Origin of the sequence: Sphingomonas hankookensis (assembly GCF_022664465.1) — a bacterium.
Taxonomy (GTDB): domain Bacteria; phylum Pseudomonadota; class Alphaproteobacteria; order Sphingomonadales; family Sphingomonadaceae; genus Sphingomonas; species Sphingomonas hankookensis.
In genome coordinates this window covers 284072-302823 of sequence record NZ_JAKREV010000005.1, presented here as the reverse complement: position 1 = coordinate 302823, position 18752 = coordinate 284072, and the positions used below count along the sequence as shown (strand labels likewise).

Below are 18752 nucleotides of genomic sequence, written 5' to 3'. Positions count from 1 at the left end.
ACCCATTCACAATGCTCAACCCCTACGTCCAATTAGGACGTCCCAGGTGGCGCGGGGTGGAGCAGCCCGGTAGCTCGTCAGGCTCATAACCTGAAGGTCACAGGTTCAAATCCTGTCCCCGCAACCAACTCTGTAGAACTCGATACGCCGCCCTTCGGGGCGGCGCTGTCGTTTGTAACAGATGCCCCACGCCGTACAGGCCAGCAGATGGGGGAGAGCGCGCGGCTCGACGCTTACATAATCCCTGCAGACACGGGGAAGCCCGTAGGACATCGCAAAGCTGATCGGTGACATCGGTCGATCCTCGTCTATACAGGGGAGGGCATCCTCCGACCGCGCGACTGCGCATCCGTCCGGCATATCCCCGCACGCGCAGGGGAACCGATCGCATCAAGTCTGCCGCACCAGGCATCGAACACTGCCGTGGAAGCCTGTGCCAACCTCGCATACCGTACCGGCTTCATCGGCGCGACCCCCTGATCAAACGTTCCCGATCGCGAGCATCCGGGGCAGCCAAGCACGTCGAGCCCGATAAGCGGCTTCCTTTCGAAGCATCTCCAAGGTGTTCGCATCAAACTGCGGCTGAAGGCGCACAGTGCCCGATCTTCTGCCCGTGTGCGCAAGCCATACCCGGCCCCGCGAACCGGCAAGCATCCTGCCACCGCTTGCCACGTCGCTACGAACCCGCATAGTCGCGCTCCAGACCGATCGGAGCATTCCTTGTCCCACGACCCATCTCAGACCGACATCCTCATCATCGGGTCGGGTGCCGCGGGTTTGACCGCCGCGCTGCATCTCGCCGAGCAGTTTCGTGTTACCGTGCTGGCCAAGGGCGCATTGAACGAGGGATCGACCGCATGGGCGCAGGGCGGGATCGCCGCCGTCCTCGAACCCGGCGACACGTTCGAGAACCATGTCGAGGACACGATGGTCGCCGGCGCCGGGCTGAACGATCGCGCCACGGTCGAGTTCGTCGTCGAGGGTGCGCCGGCCGCGATCGAGCGGCTCGCGGCGCTGGGGGTGCCGTTCAACATGGAAGGCGAAGCGCTGCACCTGACCCGCGAGGGCGGCCATTCACATCGCCGTATCGTCCATGTCGACGATGCGACCGGATGGGCGGTGCAGGAAGCGTTGATCCGTGCCGCACGCGCGCATCCCAACATCACGTTGCGGCCCGCTATGGTCGCAGTCGACCTGGCGACCAGCCGCCACGAGCAACGCTATTCGGGTGCAGGCAATGTCTGGGGCGTCTATGCCTTTAACCGCGCGACCGACCGCGTCGAGTTGTTCACGGCGCGCGCGACGATACTGGCGACCGGCGGGGCGGGGCGCACTTATCTGTTCAGCACCGCACCGCGGGGGGCGACCGGCGACGGCATCGCGATGGCGTGGCGCGCAGGCTGCCGCGTGTCGAACATGGAGTTCATGCAGTTCCACCCGACCTGCCTCTATAATCTGGAGGTCAAGAACTTCCTGATTACCGAAGCGGTGCGCGGCGAGGGGGGCAAGCTGATCAACCCCACGACGGGCAAGAACTTCATGCCCTATTACGACCGCCGCGCCGAACTGGCGCCGCGCGATATCGTCGCGCGGGCGATCGATGCCGAAATCAAGCGCTTCGGGCTCGATTACGTCCATCTCGACATCAGCCATATGGACCCGGCTTTCGTCCGCGGTCATTTCCCCAACATCTACGAAAAGCTGCTGGGTCTGGGCATCGACATGACGCGCCAGCCGATCCCGGTGGTACCGGCGCAGCATTACACCTGTGGCGGGGTGGTGATCGACCGCGACGGGCGCACCGACCTGCCCGGCCTCTATGCCGTGGGCGAGGTATCGCAATCGGGGCTGCACGGCGCGAATCGGCTCGCGTCCAACTCGCTGCTCGAATGCTTCGTGTTCGGCGAGGCTGCGGCACGCGATATCGCCGCGCGCTGGACCGACCTGCCGCCGCCACCCGCGATCCGGCCGTGGGACGAAAGCCGCGTGACCGATTCCGACGAGGAAGTGGTCATCAAGCAGAACTGGACCGAAATCCGCCGCTTCATGTGGAATTATGTCGGCATCGTCCGATCGACCAAGCGGCTCGAACGCGCCCGCCACCGCATCGCGATGCTGACCGAGGAGGTCGCCGATTATTACGGCCATTTCCGCGTGACCGCCGACCTGATCGAGCTGCGCAACCTGCTGCAATCGGCCGACCTGATCGTCCGGTCGGCGCTGCGGCGCAAGGAGAGCCGCGGGCTGCACTATACCCTCGACTACCCCGAAACCGACGCGGAGGCGGTCGACACCATTCTCGTTCCGTGATCTGCCCGGATGGTTGCCGCGTTTCGTCGTCCCGAAAGGGGATTTCGTCGCAACCATTGGTGCGCGGCCTGTTATGTTAACACGCGGACAAGCATGGTTGCCTCACGTTCCGGGGTGAGATGGTCGCACAAATGTTGAATCGAATCGGGTCGCGCAACGCGGCACTGGTGGTGGCGGTGGTTGCGTTCGGCGGTGCCGGATTGGCTACTCGGACGCTGCCGCCGACCGCGCAGGCCGCGGCGCCGCGCTATGCGGTACCCGTACCGCTGCCGGCACAGACCCAGCCGGCGCCGCCCGCGCTGGTCGCCGCGATCAACGCGCTGGGCGGCGGGTTCCAGGGCAAGGTCAGCATCGCGGTGCGCAGCATCGACGAGGGCTGGGTCGTCGGCCACGCGATGGATCAGCGCATGCCGCAGCAGTCGGTCAGCAAGCTGTGGGTCGCGCTGACGATGATGAATGCGATCGACGAGGGGCGCTATGCGCTGACCACCCCGGTCACGATCACGCGCAGCGACCTGACGCTGTTTCACCAGCCGATCGCCTATCTGATGAAGGACGGCGCATTCAACACGACGGTCGGCGATCTGCTGCGCCGCGCGCTGACCATGAGCGACAATACCGCCAACGACAAGCTGCTGAACCTGGCCGGCGGGCCGGTCGCGGTGCGCGATTTCATCGCCAGCCGGGGGCTGGGCAATATCCGCTTCGGTCCCGGCGAACGGCTGTTGCAGGCGCGGACCGCGGGGCTGCCGTGGAAACAGGAATATTCGCAGGGCAATGCCTTTGCCCAGGCGCGCTCGCGGCTCGACCCCAATGTCCGCCGTGCCGCCTATCAGGCCTATGTCGCCGATCCGCCCGATGGCGCGGGGGCCGGGGCGATCGCCGATGCGCTGGCGCGCCTCCACCACGGCATGCTGCTGACGCCGCAATCGACCCGGTGGCTGCTCGACACGATGAGCCACACCCGCACCGGCCGCGCGCGCATCCGCGCTGCGCTGCCGACCGGGTGGAGCGTCGCGCACAAGACCGGGACCGGACAGGATCTGGGCGGCCGCACCGCGGGTTTCAACGATGTCGGCATCCTGACCGCACCCGACGGCAAGGCCTATGCGGTGGCGGTGATGATCGGCGACACCGCGCGGCCCGTGCCCGAACGCCAGCAATTGATCCAGACGGTCGTGTCGTCGATCGTCGCGGTGCACGGCTGAGGCGATCCCGACGCTGCGCTATACCGTCGATGGGGCGGAGCGGTTCGCGGGCGCGGTAGCGGCGGACCTGCCGGCGATCGTCGCCACGGTCGCCGCCCTGCCGATCGATCGGGCGGGTATCCGCATTGCCGGCAATGCAGCGGTGCGCTCACTGCTGCAGCCCGACGGGACGATCGGAACGATCGCCAGCGCGGCGCTGGGTGCTGCGGCGCGACCGGTGCGGGCGGTGCTGTTCGACAAGAGCGCAGCGACCAACTGGGCGCTGGGCTGGCATCAGGATCGAACCGTTTGCGTCCGCGAACGCATCGATGTTGCCGGGTTTGGGCCATGGACGATCAAATCCGGGTTGAAGCATGTCGAGCCGCCAATCGACCTGTTCGGCGGCATGGTCACGCTACGGATTCATCTCGACCCGGTCGATGCGGAGAATGCGCCGCTGCTGATTGCGCCAGGATCGCACCGTACCGGACGCGTTCCGGTGGAAGCGATCGCCGCGACCGTCCGGCATCACGGCGTATCGGCCTGTCTGGCCGAAGCGGGCGATGTGTGGCTCTACGCCACGCCGATCCTGCACGCTTCTGATGCTGCGGTTCGTCCGCGGCGGCGGCGGGCTCTGCAGGTCGACTTCACGGCGCGGTCGTTACCCGGCGGGCTCGAATGGCTAAGCGTGTAGCGCCGATCTCGATCAGTTCACCCGCACCCTTCCGGCGCTGCGCGCCTCCCTCCCTCTCCCATCGGGAGGAGGAAAAGACGCCGAAGGCAGCGAAGGGTGAGGGCGATCGACCTCGCCAACCTACCGCTTCGGCAACGGCCGTGGCTGTACGCCCTCGTTCGTGATCACCACCGGCGCGATGCTGCCATCGGCGCGGAACACCATACGGTCGATCGCGACCTCGCGGTGGTTGCCGTCGGTTTCGTTCAGCGGGCGGCGGTGATAGACGATGTACCACTCGTCGGTGCCCGGAATCTGCACCAGCGAATGATGCCCCGCCCCGCGGGCGATGCGGGCATCCTGTTGCAGCACCACCCCGCGCGGGGTGAACGGTCCGAGCGCGCTCGGACCGGTGGCATAGGCGACGCGGTAGTCGGGACCGGTCCAGCCGCCCTCCGACCACATCAGGTAATATACGCCCTTGCGCTTCACCATATACGGCCCCTCGACATAGTCGGGGGAGGGGGTGATCGACTTGAACCGGGTGCCGTCGGCGAAGGGCACGATGTCGGTCAGCGTGTCCGACAGCCGCACCACGTTGCAGTGCTTCCACCCGCCATAATAGAGATAGACCTGCCCATCGTCGTCGCGAAACGCCATCTGGTCGATCGGCTGCGCGCCGTTCACGATCTTGTCGATCAGCGGCTTGCCGATCGCGTCGTGGAACGGCCCTTCCGGCCTGTCCGCCACCGCGACGCCGATGCCACCCTTCTGCGCATCGTTCTTGATGTCGTTCGCGCCGAAGAACAGATAATAGCGCCCGCGATGCTCGATCGCCGAGGGCGCCCACATCGAATAGGCCGCCCAGCCGACGCGTTCGACGTCCAGAACGCGCGGATGCCGGGTCCAGTGGACGAGGTCGGGTGAGGAAAAGGCGTCGAGGAACGTCTGGCGCAGGAACGGGTGCCAGATATGCGGCGCCTTGCGCTCGTTCACCTGCCATGGCGTCAACCGGCTCTGCGGTGCGGGCGTGCCCTGATCGGCGGAATAGGTCGGATAGACCCAGTAACGGTCGCCGAAAATATGGATTTCGGGATCGGCATACCAGCCGGGAAACGCCGGATTGGCTGCCAGCGCCGCGCGTGGTAGCGCCAGCGATACGCCCAGCCCCGCCAGCAGCGTCCGCCGCCCGACGGTCAGGTCAGCGATAGTCGGTGATCGCATAGGTCCCCTCCTCAGCCGCGACGCGCGGACCGACGATCGCGACCGCCGCCCCCGCCGCCTTGCCCGCTGCGACCCCGGCGGGCGAATCCTCGAATACCAGGCAATCCTCGACCGCGACGCCCAGCCGTTCGGCGGCGAGGCGGAAGCCCTGCGGATCGGGCTTGCCCTCGGTCACGTCCTCAGCGGTGACGAACACATGGGGGATCGGCAGGTCGATCGCGCGCAGCCGGATTTCGGCGAGGTTGCGCGGCGCGGAGGTGACGATCGCCCAGTCGCTCGGCGCAAGGCCGGCGATCAGCGCGTGAATGCCGTCGATCGCGACGACACCATCCACATCCTCCAGCTCGGCGGCGTTCAGCCACGCGGCCTCGGCGGCGATGTCCATGCCGGGCTTCGCGAAGCGCCGTACCGTATCCTCGCCCCGCACGCCGTGACACACCGCGATCAGCGCCTCGGCGTCGATATCATGCAGCGCACACCACCGCCGCCAGACGCGCTCGACCGCTTGGCTGGAATCGAGCAGCGTCCCGTCCATGTCGAACAGGAAGGCGGCGTAGCGGGTATTGCGGAACGACGGCATGGGTGCGGTCGTACCGAGCGAGAGCGGGTGTGGCAAACGAACCATGCTACCCTTCCCACCGACGTACCCCCGCGCAGGCGGGGGTACAGAGCCAAGCAGAACGACGCCTTGCGTTCGTGACCCTGGACCCCCGCCTGCGCGGGGGTACGCCGTGGTTGGGAAGAGGGGCTTAACCCCCGATCAATGCCGGAAGTGGCGCATGCCCGTGAATACCATCGCCAGCCCGGCCTCGTCGGCCGCCGCGATGACCTCGTCGTCGCGGATCGAGCCGCCGGGCTGGATCACCGCCGTCGCGCCCGCCTCGACCGCCGCCAGCAGCCCGTCGGCGAACGGGAAGAACGCGTCCGACGCGACCGCCGACCCGATCGTCCGCGCCTCGGCCCAGCCGGCCTTGTCCGCTGCATCCTTCGCCTTCCATGCGGCGATGCGGGCCGATTCTAGCCGGTTCATCTGCCCCGCGCCGATCCCGGCCGTGCTGCCGCCCTTGGCATAGACGATCGCGTTCGACTTCACGTGCTTGGCGACGGTCCACGCGAAGCGGCAATCGGCCAGTTCCTGTTCGGTCGGCTGGCGCTGCGTCACGACCTTCAGCTCGACCTGATCGAGATTGCCGGCATCGCGCGACTGGACCAGCAACCCGCCGGCGATGGTCTTGACGCTCAAGCCGCCACGCGCCGGATCGGGCAGGTCGCCGGTCAGCAGCAGGCGCAGGTTCTTCTTGGCGGCGAACACCGCCTTCGCCTCGTCATCCGCCGACGGCGCGGCGACGACTTCGGTGAAGATGCCGCTGATCGCGCGCGCGGTGGCACCGTCGAGCGGGCGGTTGACGGCGATGATCCCGCCGAACGCCGACACGCTGTCGCACGCCAGGGCCGCCTGATACGCCTCGATCAGCGTGTCGCCGGTCGCGACGCCGCACGGATTGGCGTGCTTGACGATGACCACGGTCGGCGGCCCATCGCGAAACTCGCTGACCAGTTCGAGCGCGGCATCGGCATCGTTGTAATTATTGTAGCTCAGCGCCTTGCCCTGCACCTGCTCGGCCTGCGCGATGCCACGCGCCGCCGGCCCGCGCGGGATATAGAGCGACGCCGACTGGTGCGGGTTCTCGCCATAGCGCAGTTCCGCACCACGGGTGAAGGCGAGCGGAAGCGTATCGGGGAACATCTGCCCCTGATCGGCAAAGGCGAACCACTGCGCGATCGCCGAGTCATAGGCGGCGGTCGCGGCATAGGCCTTGGCAGCGAAGCGGCGGCGGGTGGCGAGCGTCGTGGCGCCGCCGGTATCGGCCAACTCGGCGATCAGCGCGGCATAGTCGGCGGGGTCGGTGACGATCGCGACCGCATCATGGTTCTTGGCAGCCGATCGCACCATCGACGGGCCGCCGATATCGATATTCTCGATGATCGTGTCGCGGTCCGCGCCCTTGGCCACGGTCGCTTCGAACGGATAGAGGTTCACCACGACGATATCGATCGCGCCGATGCCATGTTCCTGCATCGATGCGACATGTTCGGGATTGTCGCGCACCGCCAGCAACCCGCCATGCACGATCGGGTGTAGCGTCTTGACCCGGCCGTCCATCATCTCGGGGAAGCCGGTCAGGTCGGAAATATCGCGAACGGCGAGCCCCGCCTCGCGGAGCGCCGCGGCGGTCCCGCCGGTGGACACCAGCTCGACACCATGGCGGCTGAGCGCGGTGGCGAGGTCGACGATGCCGCTCTTGTCGGAGACCGAGAGGAGCGCGCGCTTTGCGATGACAGGTTCCATGGGCGCGCCCTTTCGCGCGAATGGCGCGGCGGGGCAAGGGGGCGCGGGTTGCGACCTTCGGGTGGGCGGGGTACGATTACGCCCGTCCAATCCGGAGTAGGGAAGATGGTCCAGCAGTTCCGCTGAGCGCGGCACCCACGGCGGTACCATCCGCCGAACGACCCTTATTTTCCGGAGTTTTCCTATGCAACGCCTGTTGGGCAAGACCTGCGTCGTCACCGGCGCGGCGCGTGGCATCGGCCACGCCATCGCCACGCGCTTTCATGAAGAGGGCGGCATCGTTGTCCTGACCGATATCGACACCGCCGCCGGCCAGGCGGCAGCGGATGCGATCGGCTGTCGCTTCCTGCCCCTCGACGTCCGCGAAGAGGGCGACTGGGCGCGGCTGGCGGCAGAGGTGCCGGTCGCCGATGTCGTGGTCAACAATGCCGGCGTGACTGGGTTCGAAACCGGCATGGTGCCGCACGATCCCGAACATGCCTCGCTGGCCGACTGGCGCGCGGTCCATGCCGTCAATCTCGACGGGACGTTCCTCGGCTGTCGCTATGCGATCGGCGCGATGAAGGCGGCGGGGAGCGGATCGATTATCAACATCTCGTCGCGCTCCGGGCTGGTCGGCATCCCCGGCGCGGCGGCCTATGCGTCGTCCAAGGCGGCGATCCGCAACCACAGCAAGACGGTGGCGCTCTATTGTGCGCAGAATGGCTGGCGCATCCGCTGCAATTCGATCCACCCGGCGGCGATCCTGACGCCGATCTGGGAACCGATGCTGGGCGATGGCCCGGACCGCGAGGCGCGAATGACGGCGCTGGTCGCCGACACCCCGCTCAAGCGCTTCGGCATGCCGGAGGAAGTCGCGGCGGTCGCGGCGATGCTGGCGTCGGACGAAGCGGCGTATATGACCGGGACAGAGGTCAATATCGACGGCGGGCTGCTCGCCGGTTCGGCGGCATCGCCGGGATGAGGCACCCCCAACGTTATCCCAGCGCAGGCTGGAATCTCCCGGTAAGGACACGCGCGCCTAGCCGCACGAGACCCCAGCCTGCGCTGGGGTGAGGTTCAGTGGATTCCTACCGCGCCCGGTGAAACCGCCACGAAAAGTCATGCCCGCCCGCCGGGGTCGTTCCCGACAGCACCAGCTGGAACGTCGCCACCGGCATGCCGCCCTCGTCGATCCACAGGCTTTCCTCGACACCCAGCGTCGCGCCCTTGCAGCGGAACTGCCACACCGGGCCGTCGGGGATGCGCAGGAACGCCGCCTGCCCGTCGGGGGTCGGCGCGATCTCGATCCCCGGCGCCAGATGGAAGCGTGCGACGAAGCTCGTATCGCCCTTGCGCCCGCGCCGGCCGGTCGGGATCAGCATGTCCTCGCCCTGCACGTCGCGGCCATCGGCGCTGAGCGTCAGGACACGGCGATGCTGGAACCCCAGCCGCCTGGCATAGCCGTCATGTGCGACCTCGATCCGGCTGATCGCGTCGCTTTCCTGCCGGTGCATGTCGACCACGCTGACGCCCTTGCCCAGCGATCCGTCGGCATGGATCGCGGTCGAATTGGCATCGGCCAGTACCAACGTCGAATGCGCCGCCGTCGTGCGCAGCGCGCGGCGCAGTTCGGGCGACAGCGTCAGCGACGACGCTCCGGCACCGCCGCAATTCACCACGATCCGCTGTCCGCCATCCGACAGCTCGAACGCCAGCGTCGATGCGCACCCCTCGCGCGCCGCCCGCGCGATCGGCGGCGGCGCGGAATCGACGATCAGCACGGTGCGCCCCGCCGCCAGCCGCTGATAGCCCCAGTCGCCCGCATGCCGCAGCGGGCGGGTCCGCACGCCGGTCGCCGCGACGACATCGGCGATCCGCTCGCCCGACACCGGCCCCGACCCCTGCCAGCACGCCAGGCCGCCCTCACCATGGCACACGCCCAGCAGCGCCGCGACCATCCGCGTCAGCGCCAGCCCCTGCGCCTCGGGCACGTCCAGCCGCCGCGCGGCGTAGATTTCGCGCAACGCGGTCAGCGTCATCACCGCGTCGAGCTGTTCGGCGGGCGATCGGCCGACGATGCCGCCATCCTCGAACATGCCCATCGCCAGTGCGCGCGCCAGCCCATGTTCGCCGAAGCCGCGCCGCGGATCGCCACCGGGTACGACCAGCCCCGCCGCGACCACCCCGGCCCAGGCGGTGATCGCGCGGATGCCGGCCGGGGCCTTGCCCGCTTCGCCATCCAGATGCCGGGCGGCGCGCGCGATGGTGTTCAGCACGCGCGAGCGATAGACCAGATCGGTCGACGACAGGATCAACGGCGCATGCGCGATCCAGAACAGCATCCGCCGCCCGGTCAGGTGCGCCGCCCATGCCGGCTCCGACACCCGATCGCCATGCGCCGCCAGCCATTGCAGCATCAGCGTCTCGGCGATCGGCACTGCCGTCACCCGTGGCGCGACGCTCGACAGGTCGCGCAGCCATGCGAAGCTGTGGAGGTGTTCGGCGAACGCGGCGGAAAATTTGGGGCGGTCGAGCCCCAGCCGCTCGATCGGCACCGCCTCGCCACGGAACATCAGCTCGCCGCGCAGCATCGCCTGCCCCCGCGCAACGTCCCCGAAGAACGGATCGTCGGCGACCGCGATCAGCTTGAGCGGATGTCGCCCCTTCAGCCGCAACCCGTGCAGCGGCGTGCGCCATGCCAGCCGCTGCAGCTTTTCGGCGATGCGTTCGGACAGTGACAGCCCGGTGCCGCCGCCCTGTCGCACCAGCCGTTTGCCGACGTCGATTCCGTCGCGCGGTTCGTCGATCGGCTGGGGCGGGATCATGCGCCGCGCAGTGCGACGATATTCGCGGCATAGGCGGCCGGACCGCCGGTAAAGGTCGCGGTCCCGGCGACGAGGCAGTCGGCGCCGGCGGCAATCGCCTTCGGTGCGGTCACGCGGTCGATGCCGCCATCGACCTGCAAGTCGATCTGGCGACCCGTCGCGTCGATTTTCGCGCGTAGCGCCTCGATCTTGCGCAACTGGCTGTCGATGAACTTCTGCCCGCCGAACCCGGGGTTGACGCTCATCACCAGCAGCAGGTCGGTCAAATCGATGACCTGATCGACCACCTCGACCGGCGTGCCCGGATTGAGCACGACGCCTGCGCGCTTGCCCAGCGCCTTGATCCGCTGGAGCGTGCGGTGGAGGTGCGGGCCCGATTCCGGATGGACCGACAGGATGTCCGCTCCGGCCTCGGCGAACGCCTCGACCAGCGGGTCTACCGGCGACACCATCAGGTGGACGTCGAACGGCTTGGCCGAATGCGGGCGCAGCGCCTTCACCACTGCCGGGCCGATCGTCAGATTGGGGACGAAATGCCCGTCCATGACGTCGATATGAATCCAGTCCGCTCCGCCCGCGTCGATGGCGCGGACTTCCTCGCCCAGCTTGGCGAAATCGGCGGACAGGATAGAGGGCGCGATACGGACGGCTTGCATGGGATTTGTCCTAGCACGGTCTGCCGACTCGGCAAGCGGAGGGTAAAGGAAGACGAAAGAATTGGTTCGGGTGGGGACGTGAAGAAGAAGGAAATTGGTTCGCGCGCAGGCGCAAAGGACGCGAAGGGGTTGCGCCCGGATCAAGTCCGGGGTGACGGTAGGGCGATCGGCGGATGAAAGCCGCTGCCGCCGCAAGGCTCGCAACCCCTTCGCGTTCTCAGCGCCTTCGCGCGATCAACCCCTTCTACTTCTCCGCGCCTCGGCGTGAACCAACGCTGCTTCAGCTACGCCGCAACCGAACGATGAAGAACCCGTCCAGCCCACCCTTGTCCGCCAGCATCCCCGGCAACGTCCGCACATACCCGCGATCATGCGCCGCAACGCCCACCGGCAGTTCGTCCGCCGTTGCCGGCTCCACCGCATAATCCGGCCGCGCCGCCAGGAACCGCTCCAGCTGCGCCTCCCCCTCGGCCGGCTCCAGCGAGCAGGTAGCATAGACCAACCGCCCGCCCGGCTTCACCCAGTCCGCCGCGCGCGACAGCAGCCGTGCCTGCAACGCCGCCGTCTCGGCGATCACGCTCGGCCGCACGCGGTGCAGCACGTCGGGATGGCGGCGGAAGATGCCGGTGGCGCTGCACGGCGCGTCGAGCAGCACCGCATCGGCGGGTTCGGCAGGCTTCCACACCAGCGCATCGCCGGTCACGACCTTGGCCGACAGTCCGGTCCGTTCCAGATTCTCGGTCAGCCGCATCAACCGCGCGTCGGAATTGTCGAGCGCGGTCACGTCCCACCCGGCAGCGGCCAGCTGCAGCGTCTTGCCACCCGGCGCCGCGCACAGATCGATTGCGCTGCCCCGCCCCGCACCCAGCAACCGCGCCGGGATCGACGCCGCCAGATCCTGCACCCACCAGTCGCCTGTCGCATAGCCCGGCAGCTCGGCGATCGCCCCATGTTCGACCAGCCGCCGATGGCGCGGTGCAAGCGCCTCGCCGTCGGGTCCGTCCTCACCCTTCAGCGACAGGTCGACCGGCGGCTGCTGCGCGATCGCCTGTGCCGCCGCGATCACCATGTCCTCGCCCCATGCCGTGACCCAGCGCGCATCGGTGTCGGCGGGCAGCGTCGCCGCCTCGGGCAGCCGCGCGTTGGCGCGCGACAGCGTCCCGAACACGCCGTGCACCAGCTTGCGCGGGCCGCCATCGACCAGCGGCAGCGCGGTGGCGATCGCGGCATGCGGCGGCGTGTTCAGCACCAGCGCCTGCGCCAGCGCGATGCGCAGCACGAACCGCGCCTTCGCATCGTCGGGCAGCGGGCGCTGCGTCGCGCTGTCGATCAGCGCGTCGAGATCGGGCAGCCGCCGCAGCACCGCCGCGGCGATGGCATGCGCCAACCCACGATCCTCGCGCCGGTCGAGCTCGCCGGTCGCACTCGCCAGCGCCGCCTCCAGCGGCAACCCACGACGCAACACGGCATCGAGCAGTTTCAACGCCGCGCGCCGCGCGGGCACGCCGGGCGCTTCGGGGGCAAGGCGGGGACGCGCCATCATCGGGCTCCGATAGACAAAGGGGGGTGGCTCACTTGAATCCTGTCGCTGGTCCGCCAAGTGGATTGGCGTGAACCGGAAAGGAACCCCTATGGGCAAGCGTCCCCCGCATGTGAAGCCACCAGCGCATCTCTCCAAGTCGCCGCCGGTGCCGACCCCCGAGCCGTTGCCGGCGAAAGCGGACGCCGACGACCCGCTGGGCCTGAGCCCCACGCGCTATGGCGACTGGACGTCGAAGGGGATCGCCGTCGATTTTTGACGGGGCGTATCCGTCCGTTCTCGCTTTCCCTGTCGGACGTGGAGTTTCGGAAAATGAGGCTCCACAGGGACCCGTTACCGTTCTAGGTTTGGCCGATTTCCCGCTGGGGTTCCCAATCGTGGAGAAACCTCAGCGGTAGAGCGCCACCATGAAGGTCATCTTCATTATGCGGCTGACGTCGGTTGCAGCCGGGGCGTAGGCTCTGACGCCTCGAATACGGCCCAGGAGAGTGCAGCAATGAACGACGCCGCAAACGTCATCGCGGTGGACCACACCGGCTTCGCGGTATCGTCATTGGACGAAGCCGTTCGGTTTTGGACAGGAGCACTCGGCTTCAAGCTTGAGCGGCAGTCGGAGATGGGGGGCGATTTCCTGCATCAGGTGACCGGTGTCGATGATCCCAATGTCAGAACGGCGATCGTCAGGGCACCGGACGGCTACGTGGTCGAACTGTTGCAATATTCGAAAGGGCGGGAAAACGGGGCGGTGCCCGACAGCGCGGGGGCGATCGGTGCGGCCCATCTGGCTCTGACCGTGAACGATATTCATGCCGCTATTGCCCGTATCGAGGCCGCAGGATGGAAGGCGAAGGGTAGTCCGCTGCCGATCGCAGGTGGGCCAAGAAAGGGAACGTTGGTGGCCTACGTTTCAGGCCCCGATCATATTACGATAGAGCTTATGCAGCCGCCGGCCCATTGATGGGCCCGCAGAAGTCTTCCCACTTCACCATCGGGAAAGCTGTACGTCCGTCCGCTCCCATCTGCCGCACGTCGCCCCACAACCTACACCCCTGTCAGTAATTCCATTGCGCCCATGGAACGAACGGCGCCTTTCCGACTTGTCGCCCTATGGCTTGGCTTTCGCGTACATGGCGGTTCATCCTCGGCGGCATCGTCGGCCTCGCGCTCGTGATCCTGCTGATCCTCGCCGCCTTCCCGTGGGGGGTGCTGCGCGAGCGGGTGAGCATGAAGCTGGCCGAACGCTTCAAGTCCGACGTGTCGATCGGTACGATCGAGCGGGTCGAGCCGCTGTCGTTTTCGCCCACGCTGATCGTCCGCGACCTGACGATCGCGCAGCCGGCATGGGCGGGGAAGGGCGACCTCGTCCACCTCAAGCGCATCGATTTCCGCTTCCGCGTCCTGCCGCTGCTGCGTGGGCATTTCGACCTGACCGCCCTCGCCATCGATGGCGGGCGAGTGGCGATGGTGCGCAGCAAGGACGGCCGCAAGAACTGGGCGCCCGACCAGCGCGGGACCAAGGGGTCGGCCTCGGCGATCACCAGCCTGACGATCCGTAACCTCGTGATCGACTATCGCGACGCGGTGCAGAACCGCCGCTTCGCCGTCACCGTCGCTTCCGACGAACGGGGGTTCCGCGCGGGTGGTAACGGCGCGATCGACGACCGCCCGGTGACGGTCGCCCTTGCCGGTCCGGCGATCCGGGGTGACGGCGCGTGGCCATTCACCGCACGCGTCGCCGGCCCGACGATCACCGTCGATGCGAAGGGCATCATGACCTCGCCGCTCGACACCAAACAGATGACCGTCGACCTGACGGCGCGCGCCAACGACCTCAAGACGCTCGACGCCCTGATCGAGGCGGGGCTGTTCGGGACCCAGCCGGTCAATCTGACCGCGCGGGTGCGGCATGACGACCCGACCTGGGTGGTCGAGAAGCTGTCGGGCACGATCGGCCGTTCGCGGCTGGCCGCGGCCAACGCGACCGTGACCGAGGACGACGGCCGCACCGGCATCGACGGGCGGCTGCACTTCGCTTCGCTGTCGTTCGCCGACCTCGAAACCGACGAAGGCCGCGCCCGCGCCGCCGCGATCGAGCGCCGCATCGGCCCGCGCGTCGTGCCCGGCACGCGCATCAACCTCGCCAAGATGGCCGATCTGGACGGCAAGCTCGCCATCCGCGTCGACCGGCTGCTCGACATGCCCGGCCTGCGCAGCCTCGATACCGTGCTGGCGATCGACCATAGCCGCCTGACCGTCGCGCCGATCACCGTCCGGCTGGCACAGGGGCGGATCACCGGACAGGTGGTGGTCGACCAGCGCGACCGGACGACGCCGAAGGCGACCTTCGACCTGACGCTCACCGATTCGCGCATTTCGACCTTTGCCGGCGGCGCGCCGGTCGACGCACCGCTGCGCGCCCGGGTGAAGCTGACCGGCAGCGGCGACACGATCCGCGCGGCGGTCGGCCGGTCGAACGGTACGATCGGCTTTGCGGCGACGGGGGGCACGCTGCCGGCGAAGATGGCGTCGTTCCTTGGCGCCGACGTCGCGCGCGGCATCCTGACCGACGACGATGCGCAGGCGCGGCTGCGCTGCCTCGGCCTCCGGCTGAACGTAATCAACGGACTGGGGCGGATCGATCCGCTGCTGATCGACACGTCGCGCGCGCAGACGCGGGGGCAGGGGGTGGTGCGCCTGTCCGACGAGACGCTGTCGATCGCGCTGACCGGCACGCCCAAGCAGCGCACGCTGTTCCACCTCGACCGCCCGGTGCGGATCACCGGCCGCGTGCAGGCGCCCGATATTCAGGTCCCGCCGGGCATCAGGAGCGCGGGCGGCATCCTGCGCATGCTCGGCCGCGCGATCAACGGCGACGACGGTCCGCGCGCCGGCAATGCCGATTGCGGCGCGCTGGTCGGGCGCGTGCTGCGATAGCGCTTTCCTACAAGGGTCGAAGCAGCGAGGGTGGACATGCTCTCCTCCCTGACAAGGATATTTCTGCGAGAGTGCAACGTTCGCCCGATCTTGCCGTACCCCCGCGCAGGCGGGGGGCCAGAGCCAAATAGAACAACGGTTTGCGCCTTTGGCCCCTGGCCCCCCGCCTACGCGGGGGTACGAGAAAGGGACTTTCGCAGAGGAATGCTTGTCAGGGAGGGGAGAAGCACATCACGAACTGCGCCACGAGTGTGAACTTAGTGAACTTTGACGCTCACGGCCGCTCGGGAGCGCCCCGTTCGGCGACCATCCGCTCGCCGTCGATCACGATCGGCCCTGCCAGTCCGGGCAGGCCATCGGGGCGGATCGCCATGCCGCGCGCTACCACTTGGCGGTCGGCGAACACCTCGTCCAGCGCGTTGATCGGTCCGGCGGGAATGCCCGCCGCTTCCAGCGCCTCATACAGATCGGCCTTGCGCCACCCGGCCACCGCCGCCTGCACCGCCGAGATCAGCTCGCGGCGATGGACCACCCGCGCCGGATTGGTCGCGAAGCGTGCATCAAGGTGCAGTTCGAGCCCCAGCACCCTGCACAGCCGCGCGAACTGTCCGTCATTACCGACCGCGATGATCAGCGCGCCGTCGGCGGTCTCGAACGCCTGATAGGGGGTCAGATTGGCGTGGCCGTTGCCCATCCGCGTCGGCACGCTCTCCCCCGCCAGCCAGTTCAACGCCTGGTTGCCGAGCACTGCGACCTGCGTGTCGAGCAGCGCCATGTCGATCTGCGCCCCCTCGCCGGTCAGGTCGCGTCGGCGCAGCGCGGCAAGGATCGCGACCGCCGAATAGACCCCGGTGAACAGGTCGGCATAGGCGACCCCGGCCTTTTGCGGCGGCCCGTCGGGCTCGCCGGTCAGCGACATGGCGCCGCCCATCCCCTGGATGATGAAGTCGTATCCCGCCCGGTGGGCATACGGCCCGGTCTGGCCGAAACCGGTGATCGAACAGGTGATCAGCCCCGGCCGCACTGCCGACAGCGCGGCATGATCGAGCCCGTATTTGGCGAGGCCACCGACCTTGTAATTCTCGATCACGACATCGGCATCCGCCACCAGCGCGCGGACCTCCGCCTGCCCTCCGGGGGTGGCGATATCGATCGCCACCGACCGCTTGCCGCGATTGGTAGCGTGGAAATAGGCGGCGTCGCGGTTCGACCCGTCCGGCGCGGTGACGAACGGCGGCCCCCAGTGGCGCGTATCGTCGCCGGCACCCGGCCGTTCGACCTTCACCACCTCCGCCCCCAGATCGGCGAGCAGCTGCCCGCACCACGGGCCCGCAAGGATGCGTGCCAGTTCGACCACGCGGATGCCGGCGAGCGGCTTCACGGCCGGCGCAGTTCGTAGAGGACGCGCGGCACCATCTCTCCCCCGCGCTCGACCATCGCCGCGGGCAGCGGCGTCGCGCCCAGCGCCTCGATCGCCCGCCGCGACCGGTGATTGTCGACCCCGGCGCTGAACCGCACCGCGCCGACCTGCGCCAGCGCATGGTCGATCATCAGCCGCTTCAACTCGCGATTATACCCCCGCCGCCAATGGCTGCGCGCGAGGAAGGTCCAACCGATCTCGACCGCATCGTCGCCCGCCGGCGCATAGCGGGTCGCGCCGATGACCGCGTCGTCCGCCGTATCGCGAATGGTCAGCATGCCGCCGGTCGCCACGCCTTCGTCGAAGAACGCGCGAAAGACGCTCTCCTGCCAGCGGTCGTGCGCAGGATGCTGGTCCCAGATCGCCGGGTCCGATGCGACCGTGTACAGCGCGCCGAACTCGTCCGCCACGGTCGGACGGACCGTGACCAGCGCACCGACCAGCACCGGCTGGCGGTCCATCAGAACGCGGCGATCCCGGTGATCGCCCGGCCCTGGATCAGCCCATGGACGTCGTGCGTCCCCTCATAGGTATTGACCGTTTCGAGGTTGATCGCATGGCGCATCACATGGAACTCGGCGGCGATGCCGTTGCCGCCATGCATGTCGCGCGCGACGCGCGCGATGGCCAGCGCCTTGCCGCAATTGTTGCGCTTGATGATGCTGATCGCTTCCGGCGCCAGCAGCCCCTCGTCGAACATCCGCCCGGCACGCAACGCCGCCTGCAACCCCAATGCGATCTCGGTCTGCATGTCGGCCAGCTTCAGCTGCACCAGCTGCTTCGACGCCAGCGGCACGCCGAACTGCTGGCGGTCGAGCGTATATTGCCGCGCGGCGTGCATACAGAACTCGGCGGCGCCCATCGTGCCCCATGCGATGCCGTAGCGCGCACGGTTGAGACAGCCGAACGGACCTTTGAGCCCCTCGACGTTCGGTAGGAGGGCATCCTCGCCGACCTCGACCGCGTCCATCACGATCTCGCCGGTGATCGATGCACGCAGGCTCAGCTTGCCCTCGATCTTCGGCGCCGACAGTCCCTTCATGCCCTTTTCCAGCACGAAGCCACGGATCTTGCCGTCATGCGCGTCGGACTTCGCCCACACCACGAACACGTCGGCGATCGGCGAATTGGTGATCCACATCTTGGCGCCGCTGATGCGATAGCCGCCATCGATCTTCTCGGCGCGCGTCCGCATGCCTGCCGGATCGGACCCGGCATCGGGCTCGGTCAGCCCGAAGCACCCGACCCATTCGCCGCTCGCCAGCCTGGGCAAATATTTGCGCCGCTGTTCGTCCGAACCATAGGCGTTGATCGGGTGCATCACGAGGCTCGACTGCACGCTCATCGCGCTGCGATAGCCCGAATCGACCGCCTCGACCTCGCGCGCGACCAGCCCGTACGCGACATAGCCCATGCCCGCGCCGCCGAACTCCGGATCGATCGTCACGCCCAGCAGGCCCAACGCACCCATTTCGACCATGATCTCCCGCGCGAAATCCTCGTCGAGGAACGCGCGGGTCACCCGCGGCAACAGCTTTTCGCGGGCATAGCCATGCGCCACGTCGCGGACCATACGTTCCTCGTCGGTCAGCTGCGCGTCGAGGGCGAAGGGGTCTTGCCAGTCGAACCGGCCCATATCGGCCATGATGAT

Annotated in this window: 16 protein-coding genes and 1 tRNA gene; 8 read left to right on the top strand and 9 right to left on the bottom strand. The window is 68.0% G+C overall.

Features of this window, described 5'->3' with window-relative positions; translation table 11 throughout:
- Positions 1–50: 50 nt before the first annotated feature.
- The 4 genes from MF610_RS14785 to MF610_RS14770 all read left to right on the top strand — a co-directional run bounded on the left by MF610_RS14785 (position 51) and on the right by MF610_RS14770 (position 4191).
- Positions 51–127 (top strand) — tRNA-Met (locus MF610_RS14785).
- Positions 128–720: 593 nt separating this feature from the next.
- Positions 721–2310, top strand: coding sequence for an L-aspartate oxidase (nadB, locus tag MF610_RS14780; RefSeq protein ID WP_242199152.1), 1590 nt, complete (start codon positions 721–723; stop codon positions 2308–2310).
- Positions 2311–2441: 131 nt separating this feature from the next.
- On the top strand, positions 2442–3518 hold the full coding sequence (locus tag MF610_RS14775; protein WP_242199149.1) for a serine hydrolase: 1077 nt from the start codon (positions 2442–2444) through the stop codon (positions 3516–3518).
- A 142-nt stretch (positions 3519–3660) separates the two neighbouring features.
- Positions 3661–4191: a phytanoyl-CoA dioxygenase family protein gene (locus tag MF610_RS14770; protein WP_339328533.1), complete on the top strand. Its 531-nt coding sequence runs from the start codon at positions 3661–3663 to the stop codon at positions 4189–4191.
- A 120-nt stretch (positions 4192–4311) separates the two neighbouring features.
- On the opposite strand, the gene MF610_RS14765 is transcribed toward MF610_RS14770, so the two are convergent.
- The 3 genes from MF610_RS14765 to purH all read right to left on the bottom strand — a co-directional run bounded on the left by MF610_RS14765 (position 4312) and on the right by purH (position 7744).
- Positions 4312–5394: a glycoside hydrolase family 43 protein gene (locus tag MF610_RS14765; RefSeq protein ID WP_242199133.1), complete on the bottom strand. Its 1083-nt coding sequence runs from the start codon at positions 5392–5394 to the stop codon at positions 4312–4314.
- Complete coding sequence (locus MF610_RS14760; protein WP_242199129.1) at positions 5372–6019, bottom strand: HAD-IA family hydrolase; 648 nt, start codon at positions 6017–6019, stop codon at positions 5372–5374. The genes MF610_RS14765 and MF610_RS14760 overlap by 23 nt, the downstream gene beginning before the upstream one ends.
- A gap of 135 nt (positions 6020–6154) precedes the next feature.
- Entirely contained in the window at positions 6155–7744 is a 1590-nt protein-coding gene (gene purH / locus MF610_RS14755; RefSeq protein ID WP_242199110.1) for a bifunctional phosphoribosylaminoimidazolecarboxamide formyltransferase/IMP cyclohydrolase, read from the bottom strand.
- A gap of 184 nt (positions 7745–7928) precedes the next feature.
- On the opposite strand from purH, the gene MF610_RS14750 reads away from it, so the two are divergent.
- Positions 7929–8708 carry an SDR family oxidoreductase gene (locus tag MF610_RS14750; protein ID WP_242199107.1) on the top strand — a complete coding sequence of 260 codons (780 nt, stop codon included), beginning with the start codon at positions 7929–7931 and terminating at the stop codon, positions 8706–8708.
- 106 nt (positions 8709–8814) lie between these two features.
- On the opposite strand, the gene MF610_RS14745 is transcribed toward MF610_RS14750, so the two are convergent.
- The 3 genes from MF610_RS14745 to MF610_RS14735 form a co-directional block, all read right to left on the bottom strand.
- Entirely contained in the window at positions 8815–10551 is a 1737-nt protein-coding gene (locus tag MF610_RS14745; protein WP_242199104.1) for a heparinase II/III family protein, read from the bottom strand.
- The gene (rpe, locus tag MF610_RS14740; protein ID WP_242199071.1) at positions 10548–11207 is read right to left on the bottom strand and encodes a ribulose-phosphate 3-epimerase; all 660 of its coding nucleotides are present in this window, start codon (positions 11205–11207) and stop codon (positions 10548–10550) included. Before rpe ends, MF610_RS14745 begins: the two co-directional genes overlap by 4 nt.
- 280 nt (positions 11208–11487) lie before the next feature.
- A complete protein-coding gene (locus MF610_RS14735) occupies positions 11488–12747 on the bottom strand; it encodes an RsmB/NOP family class I SAM-dependent RNA methyltransferase (RefSeq protein WP_242199226.1) in 1260 nt (419 codons plus the stop codon).
- A 91-nt stretch (positions 12748–12838) separates the two neighbouring features.
- Here MF610_RS14735 and MF610_RS14730 point away from each other — a divergent pair, with 91 nt between their 5' ends.
- The 3 genes from MF610_RS14730 (at position 12839) to MF610_RS14720 (ending at position 15681) form a co-directional block, all read left to right on the top strand.
- Positions 12839–13006, top strand: a complete 168-nt coding sequence (locus tag MF610_RS14730; RefSeq protein ID WP_242199053.1) for a DUF1674 domain-containing protein — start codon at positions 12839–12841, stop codon at positions 13004–13006.
- A 237-nt stretch (positions 13007–13243) separates the two neighbouring features.
- Positions 13244–13705: a VOC family protein gene (locus tag MF610_RS14725; RefSeq protein ID WP_242199050.1), complete on the top strand. Its 462-nt coding sequence runs from the start codon at positions 13244–13246 to the stop codon at positions 13703–13705.
- A gap of 149 nt (positions 13706–13854) precedes the next feature.
- A complete protein-coding gene (locus MF610_RS14720) occupies positions 13855–15681 on the top strand; it encodes an AsmA family protein (RefSeq protein WP_242199047.1) in 1827 nt (608 codons plus the stop codon).
- 274 nt (positions 15682–15955) lie between these two features.
- On the opposite strand, the gene MF610_RS14715 is transcribed toward MF610_RS14720, so the two are convergent.
- The 3 genes from MF610_RS14715 to MF610_RS14705 are packed head-to-tail and all read right to left on the bottom strand — an operon-like array spanning position 15956 to position 18746.
- Positions 15956–17062 (bottom strand): CaiB/BaiF CoA transferase family protein, encoded by a 1107-nt coding sequence (locus MF610_RS14715; protein ID WP_242199044.1) that lies wholly within the window; start codon positions 17060–17062, stop codon positions 15956–15958.
- A complete protein-coding gene (locus tag MF610_RS14710; protein ID WP_242199041.1) occupies positions 17059–17562 on the bottom strand; it encodes a GNAT family N-acetyltransferase in 504 nt (167 codons plus the stop codon). The genes MF610_RS14715 and MF610_RS14710 overlap by 4 nt, the downstream gene beginning before the upstream one ends.
- A complete protein-coding gene (locus MF610_RS14705) occupies positions 17562–18746 on the bottom strand; it encodes an acyl-CoA dehydrogenase (protein ID WP_242199038.1) in 1185 nt (394 codons plus the stop codon). The genes MF610_RS14710 and MF610_RS14705 overlap by 1 nt, the downstream gene beginning before the upstream one ends.
- Positions 18747–18752: the final 6 nt, after the last annotated feature.